We start from the raw sequence: 22,884 nt of genomic DNA, 5'->3' as shown, positions 1-22,884 counted from the left end.
AGGAGGTAGCTGTGCACTTGCCCATCAGCAAGGCGGGCTTGACGACGTCGGTGCTCACCGTCGCCGCAGCCCTGACGATCGCCGCATGCGGCTCGTCGAATTCCACTCCGGCGACAACGTCGAGTTCCGCCCCGGCGACGACGAGCGCAAGCTCGTCGAGTTCGGGATCGGGGAGCTCGAGCACCGCCGCGGTGACCGCATCGTCCTTTGACAACACCTTCAGCGCGATGGCCGGACTCGCGTCGCTCGCCAAGGAGGGCAAGGGGAAGATCGCGGTGATCCTGCCGGACACGACGAGCTCGACCCGGTACGTCGAGTTCGACGCGCCGTACCTGAAGGAGGCCGCGGCCAAGGCCGGCCTGCCCGCCAGCGACATGATCGTCCAGAACGCCGGCGGATCGGATCAGACGTTCACCACCGACGCGCAGTCGGACATCACCAACGGGGCGAGCGTTCTGCTGATCGACCCCGAGGACTCCGGCACCGGCGTCGCGGTTGAGAAGTACGCCGCCGCGCACGGCGTCGCGGTGATCGACTATGACCGCCTCGACCTCGGCGGCCCCGCCGACCCGTACGTGTCCTTCAACAACATCCGGGTCGGTCAGCTGATCGGCCAGGGCTTCGTCGCCTGCACCGCCGCGTGGGGGGTCAAGCACCCGAACGTCATCATGATGCGCGGGGCCCCGACCGACAACAACGCGACGCTGTTCTACGACGGCTACTACAACGACGTGCTCGCTCCGTACTTCAAGTCGGGCAAGTACACGCTCGTGGCCCAGACCGCCGGCACCTGGACGCCCTCGGACGCCCAGACCGAGTTCGAGCAGGCCTTCACCGCCCACCCGAACGCCAACTCCGCGGTCATCCCCAATGATGAGAACGGCGCGCCGATCATCACGTACCTGAAGTCCCACGGCGTCAAGCCGATGACGTTCCCGACGACGGGCCAGGACGCCACCCTGACCGGCCTGCAGAACATCATCTCCGGGTACCAGTGCGGCACCGTCTACAAGCCGATCTACAAGGAGGCTCAGGCCGCCGTCGCGCTCGCGCTGTACCTGCGGGCCGGTAAGACCGCGCCCTCGGGTCTGCTCAACGGCACGACCAAGGACCCGATGAACGGCAAGGAGGTCCCGTCGGTGCTCCTCACCCCCGAGTGGGTGACCGGGAAGAACATGCAGGCGACCGTGATCGCCGACAAGTTCGTGCCCGCCAGCCAGCTGTGCGCGGGTAGCTACGCGACCGACTGCAAGAAGTACGGCATCTCCTAGAACCGGCGTGCTCGCCGCCCCGCTGACCGACAATGTCAGCGGGGCGGTCGGGACCGCTCCCCACCGCCATGACTGACACACATTCGCTTCTGTCCCTCCGCGGGGTGTACAAGCGCTTCGGACCTGTCCAAGCCCTGCGTGACGTGACCCTCGACATCCCGGCCGGCAAGGTCACCGCCCTGATCGGTGACAACGGCGCGGGGAAATCGTCGCTGATCAAGACCGTGTCGGGGCTGTGGCCCCAGGACGACGGTCAGATCCTCTGGGAGGGGCGGGAGGTCCACCTCTCCAGCCCGCGTGACTCCGAGCATCTGGGGATCACCACCATCTACCAGGACCTCGCCCTCTGCGACAACCTCGACATCGTCCAGAACATGTTCCTCGGCCACGAACCGGTCCGCCACGGCATCCTTGATGAGGTCGCGATGGAGCGCTCCGCCGCCCAGACCCTCAAGGAACTGTCGGTCAAGACGGTCAAGTCGATCCGCCAGCCCGTCGCCTCCCTGTCGGGCGGTCAACGCCAGTCCGTCGCCGTCGCCAAGGCGGTGATGTCCAACGCCCAGCTCGTGATCATGGACGAGCCGACCGCGGCGCTCGGGGTCGCCCAGACCCGGATGGTGCTCGACCTCATCACCACCCTCGCCGGGCGCGGCGTCGCCGTCATGGTCGTCTCCCACAACATGGTCGACGTGTTCGAGGTCGCCGACCGGATCGCCGTGATGTACCTCGGCAACTGCGTCACCCAGGGCCCGGCTTCAGAGTTCACCCGCCAGTCCGCGGTGGAGTGGATGACCACAGGAACGATCACCAAGGCGGTTGCGTCATGAGCACCACGGACAAACCGACGGTCGACACTCCCGAGTCGGCCCTGTCGGAGGAGGAGCTGGCGACCGTCGCCCCGGAGGTCATGGCCAGCACCTTCGGCGAGTACGTCCACGCGCGCATCGCCCGGATCAAGCACGGCGAGTCCGGCGCGCTCCCGGTGATCGTCGGCCTGATCGCCATCTGCGTCTTCTTCGAGATCGAGCGCTCGTCCTTTCTGCACGCGAGCAACCTCGTCAACCTGTTCGTGCAGGCGTCGATCTACATCCTGTTCGGCGCAGCCGAGACGTTCGTCCTGCTGCTGTCGGAGATCGACCTCTCCGCCGGGTTCGGGGCTGCGGTCGGCGCGTTCGTCATGCTCGAGCTCAACGCGACACCGGTCAACTTCCCGTGGTGGCTGGCGATCCTTGGTGGGCTCGTCGTGATGGCGGGGATCGGGGCGCTCCAGGGTTCGCTGATCGCCCGGCTCGGGCTCCCGTCCTTCATCGTCACCCTCGGCGGCTACCTCGGTCTCACCGGCGTGATGCTCGAGGTCGCCAACGTCGACAAGACCGCGGTCGGTGGTGTGATCACCGCCAACGGGACGATCGCCAAGCTCTACAGCAGCCACATCTCCCCGACCGCCGGGTGGGTGATCATGATCGTCTGCGTCGCCGTCTACGGGGCGATCGCCCTGTTGCGCCAGCGGTCGCTCGCCAACCAGGGGCTCAGCGCCGCCCCGCTCGGGGTGACCGTCCTGCGGATCGCCGGGGTCGCCGTCGTCGGGATCGTGCTCACCCTCATCTTCAACTCCAACCAGGGGACGAGCGCGATCGCGATCCGCGGCATGCCCTACCTCGTGCCGCTCGTGCTCGTGATCATCCTCGTCGCGACCCTGTTCATGTCCAAGACCCGCACCGGCCGGTACATGTACGCGGTCGGGAACAGTCCGGAGGCCGCCCGCCGGGCCGGGATCAACGTGAAGTGGATCATCACGCTCGGGTTCATCCTCTCGAGCGTCGTCGCCGGCTTCGCCGGGCTCGTCTACGCCTCCACCGAGGGGAGCATGTCCACCGACTTCAACGGCGGCCAGGACGTGCTGTTCGCCGTTGCCGCCGCGGTCATCGGCGGGACGAGCCTGTTCGGTGGCCGTGGGCGGATCGTCAACGCTCTGCTGGGCGGCCTCGTCGTCGCCGTCGTGTTCAACGGACTCGGGCTGATGGGCGTCAGCGCCGCCGTCCAGGACATGGTGACGGCCGTGGTGCTGATCGCCGCGGTGGTGATGGACGCACTCGTCCGCCGCCGCGCGACCACCCGGTAGACCCCCGCGGGCGGGAGCGGGCCGGCACCTCCCAGCCGGCCCGCCCGCCCCGGGGAGGCGTGCGGTCACGTCGGCCTCCCTTCCCGGAGATGAGGGGGGACTTTTGCGTCCTGTCGACACAAAAGTCCCCCCTCATTCCGAGCACGCACCGGTCCGGGGGCCCGTCAGGCCCCGAACGCCCCAAGCGGCTCAGACGTTGCCGAGCGCGACCGCGGTCCGCTCGGCCGAACCCTGCGCGGCTGCGGTACTGCTCCAGAGGCCCAGGGCGAGGACGATCAGGCCCATCCCGGACAGCACCGCCCACCCCGGATGGGTGGCGGTCGCGAAGGACCGCCCGATCTGTCCGGTCGCCCCGAGGCCGGTGACCGCGCCCGCGACCGCGACCCCGAGCGCGAAGCCGACCTGCCGGCCGGTCGAGGCGACCGCGGCGGCGACCCCCGACTGGGCCGGCGGCATCCCCGACACCGCCGTGTTGGTGATCGGCGGGTTGACGATCCCGAAGCCGACGCCAATCAGCAGATAGGCGATGAACAGGGTCACCGTCGAGGTGTGGGTGCTCAACCCGAGGAACAGGAGGGGGGCGACGGTGATCAGCACGCCGGCGCCGACGAGCGGCACGCGTGCGCCGCGGCTGCCGACGATCCGCCCGCTGAGGGGGGCGAAGAACAGCATCATCAGCGCGGTCGGGAGGCTGTAGAGGCCGGCGTGAAGGGCCGAGAACCCGCGCGCGTCCTGGAGGTAGAGGGTGTTGAGGAAGAGGAAGCCGCCGAGGGCGGCAAACGCGGCGACCGCGGTTCCGGTCGCGCCGGTGAACGGCCGCGACCTGAAGAAGCGGACCTCCAGGAGCGGGTCGCGGCGGCGCAGCTCCCAGGGGACGAGCGCCCCGAAGCAGGCGAGCGCGAGCAGGAAGGCGCCGACGATCGTCGGCGAACCCCAGCCGTCGCGGGCGCCCTCGATGATCCCGAACACGAGCGCCCCGAGGCCGACGAGGATCAGCCCCTGGCCGACCGGGTCAGGCCGGCGGGCCCGCTGGGCGCGTGAGTTGGGGACGAACAGGACGGTGAGGATGAGCGCGGTGATGCCGACCGGGACGTTGACGAGGAAGACGAACCGCCACCCGGGCCCGTCGACGAGCGCGCCGCCGAGCACCGGGCCGAGCGCGGTGGCGATCCCGACGACCGCTCCCCACACGCCGATCGCCTGGGCGCGCTCACGCGGGTCGGTGAACACGTCACGGATGATCGACAGCGCGACCGGGTTGAGCATCGATCCGCCGACCGCCTGCAGGACCCGTGCGGCGATGAGGAAGCCGAGACTCGGCGCGAGGGCGCACAGCGCCGAGCCGGTGGTGAAGATGACGACGCCGGTGAGGAACACCGGCTTGCGCCCGAGGCGATCCGCGGTCGAGCCCGCCAGCATCAGCAGGCTCGCGAGCACGAGCGTGTAGGCGTCGAGGGTCCACTGCAGCTCGGACAGGCTCGCCTTGAGGTCACGGTGGATCGCCGGCAGGGCGACGTTGACGATCGAGGTGTCGAGGGCGACCAGCAGCAGGCTGAGACAGCAGATCGCGAGGATCGCCAGGCGCCGGCGCCGGCTCGGCGCACCCGTCGGATCCGGGATGCGTGAGTCCAGCACGGTCACATCTGTCAATGTACTCAGCAGCTTCGCCACGGCCCCGGCCGTCCGAGCTCCTCCCCAATGTCCGCCCTCGAGCGCAGATTCCGGCCCCGAGCGGGCAAGCACGCCGACGGCGGCCACGAGCTCGGGGTGATCGGCGGGCTGTCCGCCCTGTCCCTCGACGCGCTCTCCTCGGTCGCCTACGGCCCCGACGCGATGGTCGCCCAGCTGCTCGCCGGCGGGGTCGCCGCCCTCACGTGGACGCTGCCGATCGCGCTCGTGATCACCGGGATGCTCATCCTCCTGGTGATCTCCTACTCGCAGGTGATCGCCGCCTTCCCCGACGGCGGCGGGGCCTATGCGGTCTCCAAGGCGGAGATCGGCAGCTGGGCGTCCCTGCTCGCCGCCGCCTCCCTCGTCGTCGACTACACCCTGACGGTCGCGGTCTCCCTCGCGGCTGGGGCCGCCGCACTCGGGTCGGCGTTCCCCGCCCTGTCACACCACCTGCTGCTCATCTGCCTCGTCGCGCTCGTCACGTTGACGGCGCTCAACTGGTTCGGAATCGCCGAATCGGCGAAGGCGCTGATGCCCTTCACCGCCGTGTTCGTGCTGAGCACGCTCGCGATCGTCGTCGTCGGCCCGTTCCACAGCCATCCGGCGGCGGTGATCGGCACCCGCGAGCACTTCCCGGTCGTCGAGGCACTCGGGGTCGTGCTCATCCTCAAGGCGTTCGCCGCCGGCTGCTCGGCGCTCACCGGGGTCGAGGCGATCGCCAACGGGACGCCGGCATTCCGCGCGCCGAGGGTGCGGACCGCCCAGCGCACCGAGCTCCTGCTCGGCCTCCTGCTCGGGGTGATGCTCGTCGGGCTGTGCGCCCTGATCAAGCTCCATCACGTCAGTGAGCGCTCCGGGGTGACGATCCTCGCCCAACTCGCCGCCGGTGCGTTCGGCAAGGGCATCCTCTTCTACGTCTCGAACCTGTCGGTCGCCGCCGTGCTCGGGCTGGCCGCCAACACGTCCTTCGGCGGCCTGCCGGTCGTGATGTCGCTGCTCGCCCGCGACCACCGCCTCCCACACATGTTCTACCTGCGCGGTGAGCGACCGGTGTTCCGACACGGGATCGCCGCCCTCGCGATCGCCGCCGCGCTGCTGCTGACGCTGACGGGTGCGAACGTCAACGCGCTCATTCCGATGTATGCGATCGGGGTGTTCATCGGCTTCACCCTCTCCCAGTTCGGGCTCGTCCGCCGCTGGCGCGCCCAACGGCCCGCCCGCTGGCGGCTGCGGATCGCCCTCAACGGGACCGGGATGATGATGAGCGGACTCGCCGCCGTGATCTTCGTCTTCTCCAAGTTCACCGAGGGCGCCTGGGTGCTCGTGATCGTGATCCCCGGTCTCATCTTCACCTTCCACCGGATCGAGCGCTACTACGCCGAGGTCGGACGGGAGCTGCGCCTCGGTTTCACCCCGCCTCGCCCCGTGCGCCGGGAGTCGGTGGTGATCGTTCCGACCACGACGGTGAGCCTGCTCACCGAGCGGGCACTCAGCGCCGCGCTGTCACTCGGCGAGACGGTCATCGCCGTCGCCGTCGCCGGGAATGAGGAGGAGCGCCGCCACCTGCTGAGTGCCTGGGACGAGTGGGATTCCGCTGTGCCTCTCGAGGTGCTCATCGACAAGCACCGCTCGCTGCTGCGCCCGGTCTATCGCTACGTCCGTCAAACCGAGCAGGACAGTCCGGACACGACGATCACCGTGCTGATTCCGGAGATCCTGCCGCGCAAGCGCCGGCACGAGATCCTCCACAACCAGCGGGGACGCCTGCTCGCGGCGGTGCTGCGCGCGCGGACGGATGTTGTCATCGCCACCCTCGGGCTGCACCTGCACGACTGAAGGTGGCGATCCCGACTCCCCGGGACCACTCCGGCCGACTCAGAGCCCGGGCGGGAAGGTGAAGCGGACGTGCGGGGGGACGTAGGGGCCGACCTCGATGACGATCTCCGCGTGCTCACGCAACGCCGGCGGGTGGCTGACCCGCCGGCCGTCGAGGTAGTAGCGGACCGGGCCGCGGAAGGAGGCCATCCGGGTGGCGGTGAGCGGCTCACCCCAGGCCCGGAACAGATCAGCGAGGGTCGCTCCGGGGCGGAAGTGGACGACCCCGGTCGGGTCGGTCGTCACCGCGTTGCCGACACAGCGGCCGCGGATACCGACGCCGGCGGCGATCAGCACGACCCGGTTGGCGCCGAACAGCTCGAGATGGGCCTCCTCACGTCCGGGCCGGGGCGCGCAGACGCCGGTCGGACGGCCCCGCACCGGCGGGTGAAAGCGCACCCCGGCGCCGATCGGTCGCATCTCGGCGAGCAGACGCGCGGGAATGTGGATCGCCGCGGGAGCGCTCAGTGACGCCCGGCGTGGTGCGGGCGGGTCCGTCCCGCCACACCCGGTGAGCAGCAGGCCGGCGGCCAACCCGAGTGCGGCGACCCGACCAGGCCGGCGCCGGACACCGGGGCCGGTCATTCCACCAACGGCCGGCGCATCGCGAGAAGCACGAGGCCGAGGCTGCCGCCGAGCAGCAGGACGGTGGCGGCCCGGTCGATCCAGGCGGGGAGGATCAGCTGGGCGTCCCAGTGGGTGAGCACGGGGAGGAAGGTGAGCCCGGCCCACAGCGCGATGAACCCGACGATGAACGGGATCGCCGCGGGGAACCGGCCGCGGATGGACCACGCCACGCCGGTGCCGATCCCGGCGAGGGCGGCGACGAACTCGATGATCTGGACGACGCTGACGTTCGGGCGGCCGTGCAGGAGCCGGGCGACGGCGACGATCGCGAGCGCCCCGAGCAGACCGTGGGTGAGCCAGCGGACGACCCGGCGGTCGAGCCCGTCGGACCGCACCCGCCAGGCGGCGATCACGCAGAGGAGGATCACCGCCACCGGCCAGAACCAGACGACCGTCGGGGCGGGTCGCACGTACAGGCCGCCGGAGATGGCGGTGTGGACCCCGTCGGCGATCACGCCGATGCTCCAGGGACCCGCATAGCGGGTGCCTGGAGGGAGGCTCTGGTGCGCGAAGGCCTGCAGGCGACCGTCGCGCCACATCCAGCTGTGCCCCCCGCTCACCTTGAACCAGTGGGGCGGCGTAGCGGCGGTGATGTCCTTGGGCGGGATCGCCTCGACGGGGACCTGGGAGATGTAGTAGAGCAGCGAGTTGTGGTTCTCGAACACGCCGTCGGGACCGAAGCGCAGCCACGGCGCACCGAGCTGATCGAGGATCGTCACCCGGTGCCCGGGGGCGACGGACACCCACAGCTGCAGGTAGCCGTCGACGACCTTGGCGACGACACCGGGCGGGGTGTGGAGCACCCGGGCGGCGAAGTTCGTCGCGATCGGGTCGACCGGGCCGTCGGCGAGGGCGGCGGCCGGCGCGCCCAGGCCGAGGACAAGGCTCACCGCCATAATGAGAAGCGCCGTGCGTCGGATCATCGCCGTCATTCTTGCGCTCCTCGCGCTGACAGGGCTGGCCGCCGGGTTTGCCCCGGCCGCCCTCGCCGACGGTGACCCGGCCAGTGACGTGCTCGTCTTCGACCCCGTCTTCAACCCGCCCGACTCCGGGGCGAGCCCCCAGCAGGCCGCCCAGCTCGCCGCGACGACGCAGGCGATCACGCGGGCGGGACTGCCGATTCGGGTCGCGCTGATCGCCTCCGCGGCGGACCTCGGCACGGTCACCGAGCTGTGGAAGCAGCCGGCGCAGTACGCCTACTACCTCGGTCGGGAGCTGTCGCTGCAGTTCCACGGCGCCGTCCTCGTCGTGATGCCGCAGGGATACGGTCTCTACGTCCCCGCCACGACCCCCTCCGCGGCGGATCAGAAGGCCCTCGGCGGCCTCAACGCCCCCGGTGGGGACCTTGCCGGTGGCGCCCAGTACGTGCTCGGCCGTCTCGCAGCTGACAACGGCCTGCACGTCAACGTCGGGGCCGTCCGTGTCCACGCCGCCGCGGGCGGCTCCGGGAGCCCGCTGCCGCTGATCGGCCTGCTCGTCGGGGCGGTGATCCTCGCGGGCGTCTGGACGGCGAGTCTGCGCGCCCGACCGCTGCGGGCGCGGGTGGCCGCATGAGACGCCTCGGGCTCACCGTCGTCTGTCTGCTCGTGCTGCTCGCCGGTGCCCTGCCGTCCCTCGCCCGGGCCGACGGCGACCCCGGCTCGGACGTGCTCGTCTACCAGAACCTGTTCGCGGGCGCCGACGACAACCTCTCCACCGCCCAGGAGCTCGCCCTCGGCCGGCTGCTCAACGCGACGACAGCCCTGCACGCCCCGGTCCGCGTGGCGATCATCGGCCACGCCGCCGACCTCGGCACCGTCACCGCGCTGTGGGGCCAGCCGGCCGCCTATGCCCGCTACCTCGGGACCGAGCTCGAGCTCGCCTACAGCGGCCGGCTTGTCGTCGTGATGCCCCAGGGGATCGGCTTCTTCTGGTACCGGCACGTCACCGGCGCGAGCATCACCCACATCACCACCGGACCCGGTCCGGCCGCGCTCACCGCCGCCGCGCAGACGGCGGTCCGCGAGGTCGAGGTGAGCGCCGGCGTCGCCCCGGCCGCACTCGCCCGCGCCGCTCGCTCGGCGACGCTCACCCAGCGCGCGACCGCAGCCGCCGCGACCGCTCCGAGCGGCCTTCTCGCCCGCAGCTCGGCGGCGTCCGCCGCGGGCAGCGAGCCCACAGCCGCTGCCCGCGCCCGCACGGTCAGCCCGTGGGTGATCGCCGTCGGCCTGCTCGTGATCCTCGGGGCGGTGTTCTGGGCGCCGGCCCTGTGGCGACGCCGTCGCGGCCTCGCCCGCGGACGGGCGCTGCTGTCTCGCGGCGGGATCGCCGTTCCCGGGCTCGCGCTCGGGCTCGGTGCTCTTGGCGCCCTCGTGGTGCTCGCCGTCGTCGTGCACTCCAGCGGCGCCCAGGCTGACGGCCCGAGCGCGCTGGCGACCAACCCGTTCCTGACGACCGGAACCTCTCTCGGCGACCGTCCGGCCCCCAACTTCAGGCTCACCGACGAGACCGGGCAGAGCGTCAGCCTCCGCCAGTACCGGGGCAAGGTCGTCCTGCTCTCCTTCACCGACGACGAGTGCCAGACGATCTGTCCGCTCACCACCCAGGCGATGGTCGACGCGAAGCGCTCGCTCGGGCCGGCGGGCAAGGACGTGCAACTGCTCGGCGTCAACGCGAACTGGCGCTCGACCCAGATCCAGGACGTCGCCGCCTACACCCAGCTGCACGGGCTGATCGGCCAGTGGCACTTCCTCACCGGCCGCCTCGCCCAGCTTCAACGGGTGTGGGACGCCTACGGGGTCGGCGGGGACATCAACGCGAGGTCGAACCTGATCGACCACACCCCCGCGCTGTTCGTGATCGACCCCCAGGGCCGGCTCCGCCAGGCCTACCTCACCTACTCCTCCTACGCGGCGATCGGCCAGTTCGGCCAGGAGCTCGCCCAGGAGGCCTCGCGGCTGCTGCCCGGCCACCCGCCCGTCAGCACCCACTTCTCCTACGCCCCGATCCGCGGGATCGCCCCGAACACCCCGGCGACCCTGCCCCGTTACGGCGGCGGCACGGTCCGGGTCGGAACCGGCGGGCCGCACCTGTACCTGTTCTTTGCCAGCTGGGATCAGCAGTCGACCCCGATCCGGGCGGAGATGGAGTCCCTCAACGCCTACGCGCGCCTCGCCCGCCGCCGCGGGCTGCCGCCGATCACCGCCGTCGACGAGGCGAGCGTCGAACCTGGCCCCCAGGCGCTGAGGAGCTTCCTCGCCGGGATGCACCTCGATTATCCGGTGGCGATCGACACGACCGGACGGCTCGCCGACGGGTACGGGGTGACCGGAGAACCGTGGTTCGTGCTCGCCGTCCCCGGCGCCCACGACACGACCACGGACCCGACGGCGACGACGCCGTGGACCCAGGAGATCTACACACAGGGCTGGCCGACGCTGAAGACGCTCGCGAGCACGATCCCCGCGGCGCTGAAGCCGGCGGCGGGGGCGCCGACCGCCACCGGGGTCGCCCGCGCTCTCACGGGATCCCCGCCCGCCCTCGCCGCACTGCACCGCCAGGCGAGCGACATCCTCACCGGCGGCGGCGCGGCGCTCGTCGCCCGGCTGCGGGCGCTGCGCGGACACCCCGTCGTCGTCAACGTGTGGGCCTCCACCTGCGCCCCCTGCCAGCAGGAGTTCCCTTGGTTTGCCACCGAATCGGCGCGGTACGGGAAGCACGTCGCCTTCCTCGGGGTCGACTACGACGACGCGAGCCAGGCCGCCGCGCTGGGCTTCCTCGCCCGCCACCACGTCTCCTACCCGAGCTATGCGATCTCCTCCGGGTCGGTTCCGGCGGCGCTGCTCCCCGGCGGCGTCGAGGGAACCCCGACGACGATCTTCTTCAACGCGGCCGGCCAGCGGACCTACATCCAGATCGGCGAGTACTCCTCCGAGCAGCAGCTCGCCGCCCAGATCTCCGGGTACGCGACCGGCTGAGCGGCTCGGCGCGGTGACGGCCATCCATGGCCGGCGGGCGGTCGCGCCGGCCGGCCGTGGTGGGCTCAGAGCAGCTTGACGATCGCCACGACGCCGACGATCACGATCAGCCAGCGCAGCACCGTGGGGGAGAGACGCTGGCCAAAGCGGGCGCCGAACATGCCGCCGAGCAGGGAGCCGGCGGCGATCAGGCCCGCGACGGCCCAGTTGACATGGGCGACGAAGACGAAGATGACCCCGGCGACACAGTTGACCGTGCCGGCGAGGACGACCTTGGCGGCGTTGAGGCGCTGGAGCTCGTCGTCGACGGTGAGGCCGAGGATCGCCAGCAGCAGGATCCCCTGGGCGGCGCCGAAGTAGCCGCCGTAGACGCCCGAGCAGGCGACGCCGAGGCGCGCCGACGCGCTGGCGCCGGTACGCGGCGCCCCCCGGTCGGTGGCGAGCCAGCGGCTGATCGGCCGCTGGGCGACGATGAGCAGAAGCGCGACGGCGATGAAGACGGGCACGATCGCCGCAAAGGCGCTCGGCGGAAGGCTGAGGAGGAGGACGGCGCCAATGATCCCGCCGAGCGTGGAGGCGACCGCGAGGGGCAGCACCCGGGCGCGCTGGCCGGCGAGCAGCCGTCGGTAGCCCCAGGCGCCCGACACGGTCCCGGGCACGAGCCCGATGTTGTTGGAGACGTTCGCCACGAGCGGGGCGTAGCCGAAGGCGAGCAGGGTCGGAAAGGTCAGCAGGGTGCCCGAGCCGACGACCGTGTTCACCGTCCCGGCGGCGATGCCGACGGCGAAGATCGCCGCCGCGTGAAGGACGGTCATGGGCCCTCACGCTAGAACATGCCGCCCAGGCCGCGTGCGCTCCATGCGGCCCCGGCCGAGGTGCGCTAGCGTCGCGCCCATGCCCGACCTCAGCTACGCCCCGGCGCCCGGACGGGAGCTCGGCGCCTACCTCGCCCAACCGCGGGGAGCGGGCCCGTTTCCCGGCGTCGTCGTGATCATGGACGCCCTCGGGCTCAGCGACGACATTCGCGTCCAGGCGGACCGGCTCGCCGCCGCCGGCTACCTCGCCTTCGCCCCCGACCTGTACTCGGGTCGCGGGCTGCGCTGCGTGATGGCGACCCTGTCGGCGTCCCGGTCGGGGACCGGGGAGGCCTACGCCGACATCGAGGCCGCCCGCGTCTGGCTCGCTGACCGCGCCGACTGCACGGGGAAGATCGGGATCATCGGCTTCTGCATGGGCGGCGGCTTTGCCCTGCTGTGTGCCCCGCGCTTCCCCTTTCAGGCCGCGTCGGTCAACTATGGTGAGGTGCCCGCCGATGCGGCCCAGCGGCTCGCCGGGGCCTGCCCGGTCGTCGCCAGCTACGGGGCGCGGGACCGGAGCCTGCCCGGCCGGGCGGCGCGGCTCGAGACGGCCCTGCAGGCCGTCGGAGTTCCCCACGACGTCAAGGAGTACCCCGAGGCGGGGCACAGCTTCATGAACCGGATCAGCACCGGCCCGTTCGGGCCGCTGATGCGGATGGTCGGGTTCAACTACGAGCACGCCGCCGCCGAGGACGCCTGGCGGCGGATCGACGACTTCTTCGAGGCGCACCTGCGCTGAGACGAACCGAGTGCCGCGGGCTCGCGGCTCCGGGGCGGAGCCCCACCGTCAGTCGGCGCCGCGGAGGACGACGATCTCGCCCGGCGCGGTCCGCAGCAGCCAGGCGATGTCATCGGCGTCAAAGCCGCCGGTCTCGTTGCGGTGGGCGGCGGCGACGACGATCCGGTCAAAGCGCTCGTGGGCGATCGTCTCACGCAGGGCGTGACGGACCGAGCGGCCCCGGTGAACGCGTGAGTCGACCGGAACTCCGGTGCTCGCCGCCCGGGCCTCGATCCGCTCCTGGAGGGTGAGGACCGTCTGGGACTGACGGGGCAGCGGCGCGTCGAGGCTGAGATGGAGCGGCACCCGCGCGAGGTAGACGGGAACGAGGGTGCCCGCTTCTGAACGGGTGAGCCGGAGCGCGACGTCCAAGGCGGCGGGAGCGCCGGGACCGGCGACGTAGGGGAACAGAACGCGTTCCGGACCGCGGGCGAGGGGCGCGGTCGTCTTGGCCCCGCGGGCCCGCCGGAGCCCGAACGTCAACAGCAGGGCGGCGGCGAGGATCGCCACGGCGACGATCACCATCTAGGACCTCTCCTCTCGGTCGGCGTGGCGCGCCGGGGCGGCCCGGGCGGCGACGATCTGGACGTCGACCCCGGGAAGCCGGGCGAGCAGTTGGAGTGCGAGCTCAGGAGCGAGCAGCCGCGCGAGCGAGCCGCGAGGCCGGGGAGCGCCGACGACGACGAACGTGCTCGCCCGCTCACCCACGACCCGTGCGATCACCTCGGCAACCGGTTCGCCGTACTCGACGAGCAGGTGGGCGCCGAGGACGGAGGTGAGGCTGCGCAGGGCGGCGAGCTGCTCCTCCTCGGCGGCGGTCGGCTCACGGCCGGCCACCCACAGCACGTCGAGCTCGGCTCCGATCCGCTGGGCGGTCCGCCAGGCCCGGCGGACGATCCGCTGGGCACCCGGCTGGGGGGTGATGAGGGCAAGCAGCCGGTCGGCGTGATCGGTCCGGACCCGCTTGGCCTCGACCTCCTCGGCGACCTGGCGCAGGGCGGTCTCGCGCAGCGCGGCGAGGTTCTCGATCCGGAAGAACCCGTCGAGGGCGGCCCCGATCGCGTCGGGCGGGTAGATCTTGCCGGCACGGAGGCGTTCGATCAGCGCCTCCGGGGTGAGGTCGACGAGCACGACCTCATCGGCCTCGGACAGCAGCCGGTCGGGGATCGTCTCGCGGACCCGGATGCCGGTGAGCTCGCTCACCCGGTCGTTGAGCCCCTCCAGGTGCTGGACGTTGACGGTCGAATAGACATCGACGCCCGCGGCGAGAACCTCCTCGACGTCCTCGTAGCGCTTGGCGTGCTCGACGCCGGGGGCGTTGGTGTGGGCGAGCTCGTCGATCAGGCACAGCTCCGGATCGCGCGTGAGGATGCCGACCAGGTCAAGCTCCTCGATCCGGTTGTTGCGGTAGCTGACCCCGCGGCGAGGCAGCACCTCCAACCCGACCGCCTGGGCGGCCGTGTCCGGCCGGTCGTGGGGCTCGAGGTAGCCGATCACCACGTCCCGGCCGGCCTCGGCCTCGGCCCGTCCCTCCTGGAGCATCCGGTAGGTCTTGCCGACCCCGGCGGCCATGCCGAGGAAGATCTTGTGGCGCCCGCGCCCCACGGGGGGGGCGAGTTGAGCGACCGTTGCCGTGAGATCCCGTGCCATGCCGACCTATCGCCGCGGCGGCGGCCTCAGGCACCGAGCAGGTTGTGGACGATCAGGTCGATCAGCTTGATCCCGATGAACGGGGCGATCAGGCCGCCGAGACCGTAGATGAGCAGGTTACGGCGCAGCAGGGCGGAGGCACCGATCGGTCGGAACTGGACGCCCTTCAGCGAGATCGGGATCAGCAGGGGGATCACGATGGCGTTGAAGACGATCGCTGAGATCACCGCCGAGCGCGGGTCCCCGAGCCCCATCACGTTGAGCACCGACAGCGGCCCCTTCCCGTGGCTGCCCGCGTATGCCCAGGTGGCGGCGAAGATCGCCGGCAGGATCGCGAAGTACTTGGCGACGTCATTGGCGATGCTGAAGGTCGTCAGCGCTCCGCGGGTGATCAGCAGCTGCTTGCCGACCTCGACGATCTCAATCAGCTTCGTCGGGTTGGAGTCGAGGTCGACCATGTTGCCGGCCTCCCGGGCCGCCTGGGTGCCGGTGTTCATCGCCACGCCGACGTCAGCTTGGGCGAGGGCGGGGGCGTCGTTGGTGCCATCCCCGGTCATCGCGACCATCCGGCCCTGGTTCTGCTGCTCCCGGATCAGCTCGAGCTTCTTCTCCGGGGTCGCCTCGGCGAGGAAGTCGTCGACACCCGCCTCCTCCGCGATCTTCGCGGCGGTGAGCCGGTTGTCCCCGGTGATCATGATCGTCCGGATCCCCATCGCGCGGAGCTGGTCAAAGCGCTGGCGCATCCCCTCCTTGACCGTGTCCTTGAGATAGATCACCCCCATCACCTGGGAGTCGCGGGCGACCGCCAGCGGAGTGCCGCCCTCGCGGGCGATCCGGTCCAGGGCGGGCTGGAGCTCGGCCGGCGGACGGCCGCCAGCCGCGTTGACGAAGCCGATCACCGCGTCCCCGGCGCCCTTGCGGAGCTGTTGGCCGCCGATGTCGACGCCGCTCATCCGCGTCTGGGCGGTGAACGGGACGAACGTTGCCCCGAGCGCGCTCATGTCATGCTCGCGCAGGCCGTATTGCTTGGCGAGGACCACGATCGAGCGCCCCTCCGGGGTCTCATCCGCGAGGGAGGCGAGCTGGGCGACCTCGGCGAGCTCGGCCTCGGCGACCCCCGGCATCGGGATGAACTCAGACGCGAGCCGGTTGCCGATGGTGATCGTGCCGGTCTTGTCGAGCAGCAGCACGTCGACATCACCGGAGGCCTCGACCGCCCGGCCCGACAGGGCGAGCACGTTGCGGCGCACGAGACGGTCCATGCCGGCGATGCCGATCGCCGACAGCAGCGCGCCGATCGTCGTCGGGATGAGGGCGACGAGCAGCGAGATGAGCGTCGTGTCCGAGATCGCGGTGCCGGCGAACAGCCCGAAGGGCCGCAGGGTCACGACGACGATCATGAACACGAGCGTGAGCCCGGCGAGCAGGATGCCGAGGGCGATCTCATTCGGGGTCTTGCGCCGGGCCGCACCCTCGACGAGGGCGATCATCCGGTCGAGGAAGGACTGCCCCGGCTCCTGGGTGATCTCGACGACGATCCGGTCCGACAGGACCCGGGTGCCGCCGGTGACCGCCGAGCGGTCCCCGCCGGACTCGCGGATCACCGGGGCGGACTCACCGGTGATCGCCGACTCGTCGACGGAGGCGATGCCCTCCACGACGGTGCCGTCGCCGGGGATCAGCTCCCCGGCGAGGACGACGACCCGGTCCCCGCGGGTGAGCGCATCGGCCCGCTTGGTCGTTCCGTCGAGCATCGTCGCGACGGTGTCCTGGCGCATCGACCGCAGCGTGTCGGCCTGGGCGCGGCCGCGACCCTCCGCGAACGCCTCCGCGAGGTTGGCAAAGACGACGGTCAGCCACAGCCAGACGGCGATCGTGAACGTGTACCAGGCGGGGTCGTGGCCGGCGAGGGCGTGGCCTCCGGCGAGCTGGATCACCCATGTGACGGTGGTGATCGCCGCGCCGAGCTCGACGACGAACATCACCGGGTTGCGGACCTGGACGCGCGGATCGAGCTTGAGCAGCGAGTCGATCAGGGCCCGTCGGGCGATGTCGCCTCTGAACACGGAGATGGCCTGGCGGGAGCCGCCCGTGGTCGTCGGGCCGGGTGGGGGAGGGGGTGCGGTGACGGTGCCCATCTACTTGATCATCCGATCGATCGCGAGGTTGAGTTCGAGGACGTTGACGGTCGGTTCACCGAGAATCCCGAGGCCACGCGCGCCCGTGTTGGCGGCGATCAGCGCCCGGACGCGGGCGAGCGGGAGATGGTCGACGGCGGCGACGCGGTATGCCTGGAGGGCCGCGTTGGCCGGTGAGATGTCGGGGTCGACGCCGGAGGCGGACGTGTCGGCGGCGTCGACGGGGACCTTCGCGGCGGTGAGACCGCCGGGAACGTAGCGCCCGTTGAGCGCGATGTAGGCAGCGATGTTCGCGCGGATTGCCTGCAGCGTAATCGTCGAGTTCGGCCCGTAGTTGGCAAAGGTCGTCGCCGCATCGTTGTCGGCCGGCGTCGTTCCGGACGGGCGGGTCTGGAAGAACCGCGGGTCCGGGGTGGTCTCCGGAACGCCGGCGGCGAGCACGGGGCGGCCGTGGCGCAGGACCGGGTCGGCGAAGTTCTGGCCGATCAGGTTCGAGCCGACAAGATGGCCGCGGTAGTGGACAAGCTGGCCGTTCGCGTTGGCGGAGAAGGCAGCCTGGCCGACGCCGAACACGACGAGTGGGACGAGGATGCCGCAGAGCACCGTGAAGACGAGCATCGCCCGCAGCGCGGTGAGGAGGTCATGGGGGACGGTTCGCATCTCTGAGCAACGCTCCTAGGGGTAGAGGTGGCCGGTGAGGCCCTGGACGACGGGGCCGAGCAGGAGGGCCGGGAAGAAGGTGAGGGCCCCGACCACGGTGATCACGCCGATCAGCAGCACGACGAACGTGCCGTTGTCGGTTCGCATCGTGCCCAGGCCGGTAGGGGCGACCCGCTTGGCGGCGAGCGATCCCGCGATCGCGAGGACGAACAGGATCGGGATGTAGCGGGCGGCGAGCATCGTGAAGCCCCCGAGGTAGTCGGCCAGGCCGATCCCGTGGGCTCCGAGATTGCCGGCGCGCGGCTGCACGAGCCCGCTGTAGCCGGCGAACGCCGAACCGTTGTTGTTGGCCTGGGACAGGTAGGCGTAGAAGGTCTCGGAGAAGCCCTGCGGTCCGTGGCCGGTGACGGCGGTGTCAATCGACACTCGTCCAGCCCGGGAGGAGACGGCCAGCGCTGTGGAGACGAGGGCGGCCAGCGGTGTGACGAGCAGGCCGATCACCACGAGCTTGATCTCCCGCGCCTCGATCTTCTTGCCGATGTACTCGGGCGTGCGTCCGACCATCAGGCCGCCGATGAACACGGCGAGGAGGACGTAGAGGAGGATCGAGTACAGACCGGTGCCCACGCCGCCGAAGATCACCTCCGACACCGACAGGTCCGCGAACGGGATCGCCCCCCCGAGCCCGGTGAAGGACTCCAGCGCCGAGTTGACTGCCCCGCAGGAGGTGACCGTCGTGACGACGTTGAACAGCGCCGAGGAGGCGATACCGAAGCGCTGCTCCTTGCCCTCGAGGTTGCCGCCGGCCCCGTTCACATAGGCGGTGTGCAGACCGGCGGCGTGCTGGGCGGGGGAGCCGTGCGCCTCGGCGATGTACACGACGACGACGGCGCCGAGGAACATCATCATCATCGCCGAATAGATCGACAGGCCCTGGCGGCGGGAGCCGACCATCTTCCCGTAGGTGAACACGAGGCCGGCCGGGATCACGAGGACGGCGAGCATCTCGACGAAGTTGGAGAAGGCCGTCGGGTTCTCGAACGGATGGGCGGAGTTCGTGTTGAAGAAGCCGCCGCCGTTGGTGCCCAGCAGCTTGATCGCCTCCTGCAGGGCGACGGGGCCCATCGCGATCGTCTGGCTGACGCCGGTGATTCCCTTGAAGGAGACGTAGGCGCGGAAGTTGTCGATCACCCCCTGGGAGAGGAGGAGGATCGCCACGATCAGCGCCAGGGGGATGAAGACGTAGAGGAGCGTGCGGGTGACGTCGACGTAGAAGTTGCCAAGGCTCCGGCCCGAACGGCCGGCGATCCCGCGGATGAGGGCGACCGCGACGCTGATCCCGACCGCGGCCGAGACGAAGTTCTCCACTGCGAGGCCGACCATCTGGCTGAAGTAGCTCAGCGTCGTCTCCCCGCCGTAGTACTGCCAGTTCGTGTTGGTGAGGAACGAGGATGTCGTGTTGAAGGCGACGTTGGCGGGCATCGAATGAAAGCCCTCCGGGTTGAGCCCGCTGAAGCCCCACACCGTCTGGGTCCGCAGGATCAGGTAGAGCAGGAGCCAGCCGACGAGCGAGAAGATGATCAGGCTCTTGGCGTAGCTCTTCCAGTCCTGACCCCGTTCGCGGTCGACGCCGAGCGCGCGATAGATCAACCGCTCGGGGCCGCCCAGCAGCGGATCGAGCCAGGTGCGCTCGTCCGAGTACACGGCGGCCATGTAACCGCCGAGCGGCACCGCCAGGGCGGTGAGGACGACGATGAACAGGACGATGGTGAGCCAACCGTCGACGGTCATCGCCTAGAACCGTTCCCCGCGCAGCAGCGCGTAGAGGAGGTACGCGCAGACGGCTGCCGAGACGACAAGCCCGAAGAGGTCTGATCCGTTCATCGACGATCAGATCCGGTCGATCGCCCAGACCATGCCGAGCAGCACGGCGAAGCTGAGCAGTCCAAGGAGTACGGCGACGATGTCCATGGCCGACAGGCTCGCTTGCCGGTCGTGAAGGTGCCGTGCAGAAACGCCGGAGGGGCATCAAGGTTTTGTGAAGGCGCCCCGGTCGGCCGCCCCCAATGCGTCGCGGTCGGCTACGGCGCGGCGATCACGAGATCGACGCTCGCCGGTGCGAGCGTGACCGAGAAGCGGCCGCTGCCACCGAGGACCGAGACGGTCGGGTGACCGCTCAGCTGCCCGGTCGTCGGGGAGATCGACATCCCGGCGAAGCTCATCGACCCGGCCCGGTCCAGACCGGCGCCGCGGAGCGCCTCGACGGTCGCCTGACCCGATCCGGGCACGGCCAGGGTGACGGTCGCCGCGTGCGTCGCGCTCGTGTTGATCAGGATCACGTTCGTCTGTCCGCCCGCCGACGTCGCGTCGGCGCTGACGGTTGGGTCGCCGCTCACCGAGGTGGCGAGGAGGTGAGCCCCCGGAGGGGTTGCCCGGGCGAACACCATCCAGCCGTAGTACTCGTCCGAGACGCTGACCCGACCGTGCCTGAAGGCGAACAGGTGCGTCTTGGCGGGCGGGTTGGTCTGCACGTTGAGTCCGCTCACGCCGCTGCGCGCGAGGGCGAACCCAGCCTGTAGGGGCCAGATCGCCGAGGCGAAGCCGGGGATCGACTCGGCCCCCGCGCAGGTGACCGTGTTGATCTCCTCGATCCGGAAGGCGTCGTGGTGGGCGCGGGCGTAGGCGAGCTCGGGTCCGTAGTCACCGACGAGGTCCGTGGAGGCCGTCGGGGAGAGCAGGTGGGCGACCGTCGGCGTGTGACGCGAGGTCGGAGCGACGTAGCAACTCGTCCCGTATACGTGGTCGGTGATCGTGGTGAGGTGCGGCTCAGCTGCCGCCAGGGCGGGGAGGGATTGCCACCAGCGTGACTTGTCATCGAGGGACGGGCCCCACAGCGGCGTGTCACCGAGGGCGGGGATCACCCGGTGAAGCTCGGCGACGTAGGCCTCCGGTGACCAACTCGGCCGACGGGCGAAGAACGTGCGGCCTCCGGCGGCGTACCACGGAAAGACCGTGTAGAGGTCAGGTTCGTTGCCGGGCTCGAGGGCGCCGAGGGACGATCCGAGCGCGGCCCGGAACGCCTTCGCCTCGGCGATCGGGATCGCCTGGTTGCCGACCTCCATGTTGAGCCCCATCGTGAACATGCCGTGGCTCGTGGCGGCGATCGTCTTGAGCGCGGAAAACCAGCGGGGGCCGAGGCGGTTCCACAGGCCGCCGTTCTGCTCACCGGGAACCGGGATCCAGGAGTGGTCGGTCGAGTCGCCGCCGATCCGGATCACCGGACGGGCGCCCGGGCTGAGGTTGGCGACCGTCTGGCCGAACAGTCTCGCTGCGGCCCCGTAGCCGGGGATCGCCGGGAACTCGGTCGAGATCCCCAGGAAGCCGGGGGGGATGGCGGAGGCGGACGGGGGCCTGCCGACGGTCACCGTCGCGGCCTGGGAGCCCGCCTGCTGGGCGGCGGCCGTGACGGTCCCCGGGGTCTGTTCGATGACTCTCTCGGGGACCGATGCGCTCGCCGCCGGTCCGCCGCCGAGCGGGATCGTCACGACGGTACGGTCGGCGCCGACGTGGAGCCGATGGATGATCAGCGCGAGGGCGGGTGCGGCCAGGCAGAGGACGACGACCACGCCGAGCGGCGCTACGCGGAGGGACTTCACCGAGCTGACAGCGGGGTGAAGGTCCGGGGGCCGGGACCGACGTAGAGTTGGCGGGGACGGAGGGTGACCTGCTCGGGATCCTTGACCATCTCGAGCCACTGGGCGAGGAACCCGGCTGAGCGGGCGACGGCGAAGATGACGCCGATGATCTCATCCGGGATCCCGATCGCCTGGTAGAGCAGGCCGGTGTAGAGCCCGGCGTTGATGTGGATGCCGCGGGAGACGAAGTACTCGTCCTCGGCGGTCCGTTCGGCGAGGGCGTCGGCGACCGCCAGCAGGGGGCTCGCGGGAGCGTGCTCGCTGAGGATGTCGAGGTGGTGGCGGACGATCTGGGCACGTGGATCAGCGGCTCGGTAGATCGGGTGGCCAAAGCCCATCAACCGTCCCTCACCCGTCTTGACCGTCTCCAAATAGGCGTCGACGGCTGACACCGAGCCGATCGTGCGCAACATCTGCAGGGCCTGGAGGTCGGCGGCGCCGCGCATCGGGCCCGACAGGGCGTAGAGGCCGGCGGCGACCGCCGCGTAGGGGTCCGAGTGGTTGGACCCGACGGCGCGCACGGCGGTCGTCGCCGCGGACTGCTCGTGGTCTGCGTGCACGATCAGCAGTACCTCGAGGGCGCGCTCGACCTCGGGATCGACGCTGTAGCGCAGCTCTGACATCTTGAAGATCATCGACAGCAGGTTGCCGGTGTAGCTGAGATCGTCGGAGGGGTTGACGTAGGGACGACCGCTGCCATGTCGGTAGGCGTAGGCGGCCAGCGTCGGCATCTTCGCGAGCAGGCGGAGGATCTGCGCCTCCCGGGCCTGTTCGCCGAAGATGTCGCCGGCGTCCGGGTAGAAGCTGCCGAGAGCGCCGACGGCGGCGGCGACGATCCCCATCGGCGCGGCGTCGTAGCGGAATCCGGCGATGAACGACTTCACGTTCTCATGCACGAACTTCCGCGTGGCGATCTCCGACTCCCAGCGGGCGAGCTGGGCGGGTGTCGGCAGGTCGCCGTGGAGGAGCAGATAGGCGACCTCGGTGAAGCTCGCGTGCTCGGCGAGGTCCTCGATCCGATACCCGCGGTGTTCGAGTACGCCCTGCTGGAGGTGGATGTTCGTCACCCCCGACGCGCAGGCGGCCGTATTGGCCAGGCCAGGGTCATAGATGACGAGCTCGGGACCGACAGCGGTGCTGTAGCGGCCGACGAGATCGGACGCCCGGATCGCGCCGCGGTTGATCGGCACCTCATAACTCTCGCCGGTCCGGTTGTCCGTGACCGTCAGGGTCTCTTTCGGCATCTGGGCTCCTGAAATGGCATGGGCTGAGCGGCCAGGGGGGCGGGCCTTGCGGAACTCATGGTGGCAGGCCGCCCCGTCAGAGGCGATCCCGCCCGCCCGCCGGCCGGTTCGGCGGTTCGCGCATCCGCTGTCCCGTGGCCCTAACCTTGCCCGCACATGTCTGATCCTCGCGCCCGTTTCACCGCGGTGTTCTCGGTCCTGATGGCGCTCGTCGGAGTCGCGATGATCGTGCGTACCCTCGCCGCCGGCGGCGGTGCGCTCGCCGTCGGCCTCATCCTCGGCGTGCTGTTCCTCGCCGCCGGGATCGGCCGCCTGTATCTGCTCCGGGGAGCTCGGTGAG

Annotated in this window: 21 protein-coding genes; 9 read left to right on the top strand and 12 right to left on the bottom strand. The window is 70.7% G+C overall.

The genetic code is table 11. The features are described 5' to 3' along the window. Nucleotides 1–85 precede the first annotated feature (85 nt). The 4 genes from M3M55_RS17425 (at nucleotide 86) to M3M55_RS12370 (ending at nucleotide 3,393) form a co-directional block, all read left to right on the top strand. The gene (locus M3M55_RS17425; protein WP_256469013.1) at nucleotides 86–211 is read left to right on the top strand and encodes a hypothetical protein; all 126 of its coding nucleotides are present in this window, start codon (nucleotides 86–88) and stop codon (nucleotides 209–211) included. Next, a complete protein-coding gene (locus M3M55_RS12380) occupies nucleotides 192–1,271 on the top strand; it encodes a sugar ABC transporter substrate-binding protein (protein ID WP_249009811.1) in 1,080 nt (359 codons plus the stop codon). Before M3M55_RS17425 ends, M3M55_RS12380 begins: the two co-directional genes overlap by 20 nt. A 68-nt stretch (nucleotides 1,272–1,339) precedes the next feature. After that, nucleotides 1,340–2,098: an ATP-binding cassette domain-containing protein gene (locus M3M55_RS12375; protein ID WP_249009810.1), complete on the top strand. Its 759-nt coding sequence runs from the start codon at nucleotides 1,340–1,342 to the stop codon at nucleotides 2,096–2,098. After that, nucleotides 2,095–3,393: a sugar ABC transporter permease gene (locus tag M3M55_RS12370; protein WP_249009809.1), complete on the top strand. Its 1,299-nt coding sequence runs from the start codon at nucleotides 2,095–2,097 to the stop codon at nucleotides 3,391–3,393. Before M3M55_RS12375 ends, M3M55_RS12370 begins: the two co-directional genes overlap by 4 nt. A 189-nt stretch (nucleotides 3,394–3,582) precedes the next feature. Here M3M55_RS12370 and M3M55_RS12365 read toward each other — a convergent pair whose 3' ends face one another. Next, a complete protein-coding gene (locus M3M55_RS12365) occupies nucleotides 3,583–5,034 on the bottom strand; it encodes an MFS transporter (RefSeq protein WP_249009808.1) in 1,452 nt (483 codons plus the stop codon). A 57-nt stretch (nucleotides 5,035–5,091) separates the two neighbouring features. Here M3M55_RS12365 and M3M55_RS12360 point away from each other — a divergent pair, with 57 nt between their 5' ends. Continuing rightward, nucleotides 5,092–6,900, top strand: coding sequence for an APC family permease (locus M3M55_RS12360; protein WP_249009807.1), 1,809 nt, complete (start codon nucleotides 5,092–5,094; stop codon nucleotides 6,898–6,900). Nucleotides 6,901–6,939: 39 nt separating this feature from the next. Here the strand turns inward: M3M55_RS12360 and M3M55_RS12355 are convergent, their stop codons facing one another. Together M3M55_RS12355 and M3M55_RS12350 are read right to left on the bottom strand one after the other, a co-directional pair. Next, on the bottom strand, nucleotides 6,940–7,524 hold the full coding sequence (locus tag M3M55_RS12355; RefSeq protein WP_249009806.1) for a hypothetical protein: 585 nt from the start codon (nucleotides 7,522–7,524) through the stop codon (nucleotides 6,940–6,942). Further along, nucleotides 7,521–8,456, bottom strand: coding sequence for a hypothetical protein (locus tag M3M55_RS12350; protein WP_249009805.1), 936 nt, complete (start codon nucleotides 8,454–8,456; stop codon nucleotides 7,521–7,523). The genes M3M55_RS12355 and M3M55_RS12350 overlap by 4 nt, the downstream gene beginning before the upstream one ends. A gap of 7 nt (nucleotides 8,457–8,463) precedes the next feature. Here M3M55_RS12350 and M3M55_RS12345 point away from each other — a divergent pair, with 7 nt between their 5' ends. Continuing rightward, on the top strand, nucleotides 8,464–9,120 hold the full coding sequence (locus M3M55_RS12345; RefSeq protein WP_249009804.1) for a hypothetical protein: 657 nt from the start codon (nucleotides 8,464–8,466) through the stop codon (nucleotides 9,118–9,120). Further along, a complete protein-coding gene (locus M3M55_RS12340) occupies nucleotides 9,117–11,522 on the top strand; it encodes a redoxin domain-containing protein (RefSeq protein ID WP_249009803.1) in 2,406 nt (801 codons plus the stop codon). Before M3M55_RS12345 ends, M3M55_RS12340 begins: the two co-directional genes overlap by 4 nt. Before the next feature lie 65 nt (nucleotides 11,523–11,587). Here the strand turns inward: M3M55_RS12340 and M3M55_RS12335 are convergent, their stop codons facing one another. After that, nucleotides 11,588–12,337, bottom strand: a complete 750-nt coding sequence (locus tag M3M55_RS12335) for a sulfite exporter TauE/SafE family protein (protein ID WP_249009802.1) — start codon at nucleotides 12,335–12,337, stop codon at nucleotides 11,588–11,590. Between the two features lie 79 nt (nucleotides 12,338–12,416). Here M3M55_RS12335 and M3M55_RS12330 point away from each other — a divergent pair, with 79 nt between their 5' ends. Beyond that, the gene (locus M3M55_RS12330) at nucleotides 12,417–13,118 is read left to right on the top strand and encodes a dienelactone hydrolase family protein (RefSeq protein ID WP_249009801.1); all 702 of its coding nucleotides are present in this window, start codon (nucleotides 12,417–12,419) and stop codon (nucleotides 13,116–13,118) included. Between the two features lie 48 nt (nucleotides 13,119–13,166). On the opposite strand, the gene M3M55_RS12325 is transcribed toward M3M55_RS12330, so the two are convergent. The 8 genes from M3M55_RS12325 to M3M55_RS12290 all read right to left on the bottom strand — a co-directional run bounded on the left by M3M55_RS12325 (nucleotide 13,167) and on the right by M3M55_RS12290 (nucleotide 22,544). Continuing rightward, entirely contained in the window at nucleotides 13,167–13,682 is a 516-nt protein-coding gene (locus M3M55_RS12325; RefSeq protein WP_249009800.1) for a universal stress protein, read from the bottom strand. Next, a complete protein-coding gene (locus M3M55_RS12320) occupies nucleotides 13,683–14,807 on the bottom strand; it encodes a histidine kinase (protein ID WP_249009799.1) in 1,125 nt (374 codons plus the stop codon). Between the two features lie 26 nt (nucleotides 14,808–14,833). Continuing rightward, a complete protein-coding gene (gene kdpB / locus M3M55_RS12315; protein WP_249009798.1) occupies nucleotides 14,834–16,945 on the bottom strand; it encodes a potassium-transporting ATPase subunit KdpB in 2,112 nt (703 codons plus the stop codon). Continuing rightward, nucleotides 16,946–17,605 (bottom strand): potassium-transporting ATPase subunit C, encoded by a 660-nt coding sequence (locus tag M3M55_RS12310; protein WP_249009797.1) that lies wholly within the window; start codon nucleotides 17,603–17,605, stop codon nucleotides 16,946–16,948. Nucleotides 17,606–17,620: 15 nt separating this feature from the next. Beyond that, nucleotides 17,621–19,396 carry a potassium-transporting ATPase subunit KdpA gene (kdpA, locus tag M3M55_RS12305; protein WP_249009796.1) on the bottom strand — a complete coding sequence of 592 codons (1,776 nt, stop codon included), beginning with the start codon at nucleotides 19,394–19,396 and terminating at the stop codon, nucleotides 17,621–17,623. 3 nt (nucleotides 19,397–19,399) lie between these two features. Continuing rightward, a complete protein-coding gene (locus M3M55_RS12300) occupies nucleotides 19,400–19,489 on the bottom strand; it encodes a potassium-transporting ATPase subunit F (protein ID WP_249009795.1) in 90 nt (29 codons plus the stop codon). Between the two features lie 197 nt (nucleotides 19,490–19,686). Further along, a complete protein-coding gene (locus M3M55_RS12295) occupies nucleotides 19,687–21,261 on the bottom strand; it encodes a hypothetical protein (protein WP_249009794.1) in 1,575 nt (524 codons plus the stop codon). Next, complete coding sequence (locus tag M3M55_RS12290) at nucleotides 21,258–22,544, bottom strand: citrate/2-methylcitrate synthase (protein ID WP_249009793.1); 1,287 nt, start codon at nucleotides 22,542–22,544, stop codon at nucleotides 21,258–21,260. The genes M3M55_RS12295 and M3M55_RS12290 overlap by 4 nt, the downstream gene beginning before the upstream one ends. A 156-nt stretch (nucleotides 22,545–22,700) precedes the next feature. Here M3M55_RS12290 and M3M55_RS12285 point away from each other — a divergent pair, with 156 nt between their 5' ends. Then, nucleotides 22,701–22,883, top strand: coding sequence for a hypothetical protein (locus M3M55_RS12285; RefSeq protein ID WP_249009792.1), 183 nt, complete (start codon nucleotides 22,701–22,703; stop codon nucleotides 22,881–22,883). Nucleotide 22,884 lies beyond the last annotated feature (1 nt).

This window comes from Conexibacter sp. DBS9H8, from assembly GCF_023330685.1.
In the GTDB taxonomy this organism is placed as follows: Bacteria; Actinomycetota; Thermoleophilia; order Solirubrobacterales; family Solirubrobacteraceae; genus Palsa-465.
This window is presented reverse-complemented; position numbering and strand designations above follow the sequence as displayed.

Coding starts and splice junctions, on each gene's coding strand:
- M3M55_RS17425 (WP_256469013.1), top strand. CDS start 86: ATGCGGCTCGTCGAATTCCACTCCGGCGACAACGTCGAGTTCCGCCCC.
- M3M55_RS12375 (WP_249009810.1), top strand. CDS start 1,340: ATGACTGACACACATTCGCTTCTGTCCCTCCGCGGGGTGTACAAGCGC.
- M3M55_RS12370 (WP_249009809.1), top strand. CDS start 2,095: ATGAGCACCACGGACAAACCGACGGTCGACACTCCCGAGTCGGCCCTG.
- M3M55_RS12360 (WP_249009807.1), top strand. CDS start 5,092: ATGTCCGCCCTCGAGCGCAGATTCCGGCCCCGAGCGGGCAAGCACGCC.
- M3M55_RS12355 (WP_249009806.1), bottom strand. CDS start 7,524: ATGACCGGCCCCGGTGTCCGGCGCCGGCCTGGTCGGGTCGCCGCACTC.
- M3M55_RS12345 (WP_249009804.1), top strand. CDS start 8,464: ATGAGAAGCGCCGTGCGTCGGATCATCGCCGTCATTCTTGCGCTCCTC.
- M3M55_RS12340 (WP_249009803.1), top strand. CDS start 9,117: ATGAGACGCCTCGGGCTCACCGTCGTCTGTCTGCTCGTGCTGCTCGCC.
- M3M55_RS12335 (WP_249009802.1), bottom strand. CDS start 12,337: ATGACCGTCCTTCACGCGGCGGCGATCTTCGCCGTCGGCATCGCCGCC.
- M3M55_RS12330 (WP_249009801.1), top strand. CDS start 12,417: ATGCCCGACCTCAGCTACGCCCCGGCGCCCGGACGGGAGCTCGGCGCC.
- M3M55_RS12325 (WP_249009800.1), bottom strand. CDS start 13,682: ATGGTGATCGTCGCCGTGGCGATCCTCGCCGCCGCCCTGCTGTTGACG.
- M3M55_RS12320 (WP_249009799.1), bottom strand. CDS start 14,807: ATGGCACGGGATCTCACGGCAACGGTCGCTCAACTCGCCCCCCCCGTG.
- kdpB (WP_249009798.1), bottom strand. CDS start 16,945: ATGGGCACCGTCACCGCACCCCCTCCCCCACCCGGCCCGACGACCACG.
- M3M55_RS12310 (WP_249009797.1), bottom strand. CDS start 17,605: ATGCGAACCGTCCCCCATGACCTCCTCACCGCGCTGCGGGCGATGCTC.
- kdpA (WP_249009796.1), bottom strand. CDS start 19,396: ATGACCGTCGACGGTTGGCTCACCATCGTCCTGTTCATCGTCGTCCTC.
- M3M55_RS12300 (WP_249009795.1), bottom strand. CDS start 19,489: ATGAACGGATCAGACCTCTTCGGGCTTGTCGTCTCGGCAGCCGTCTGC.
- M3M55_RS12290 (WP_249009793.1), bottom strand. CDS start 22,544: ATGCCGAAAGAGACCCTGACGGTCACGGACAACCGGACCGGCGAGAGT.
- M3M55_RS12285 (WP_249009792.1), top strand. CDS start 22,701: ATGTCTGATCCTCGCGCCCGTTTCACCGCGGTGTTCTCGGTCCTGATG.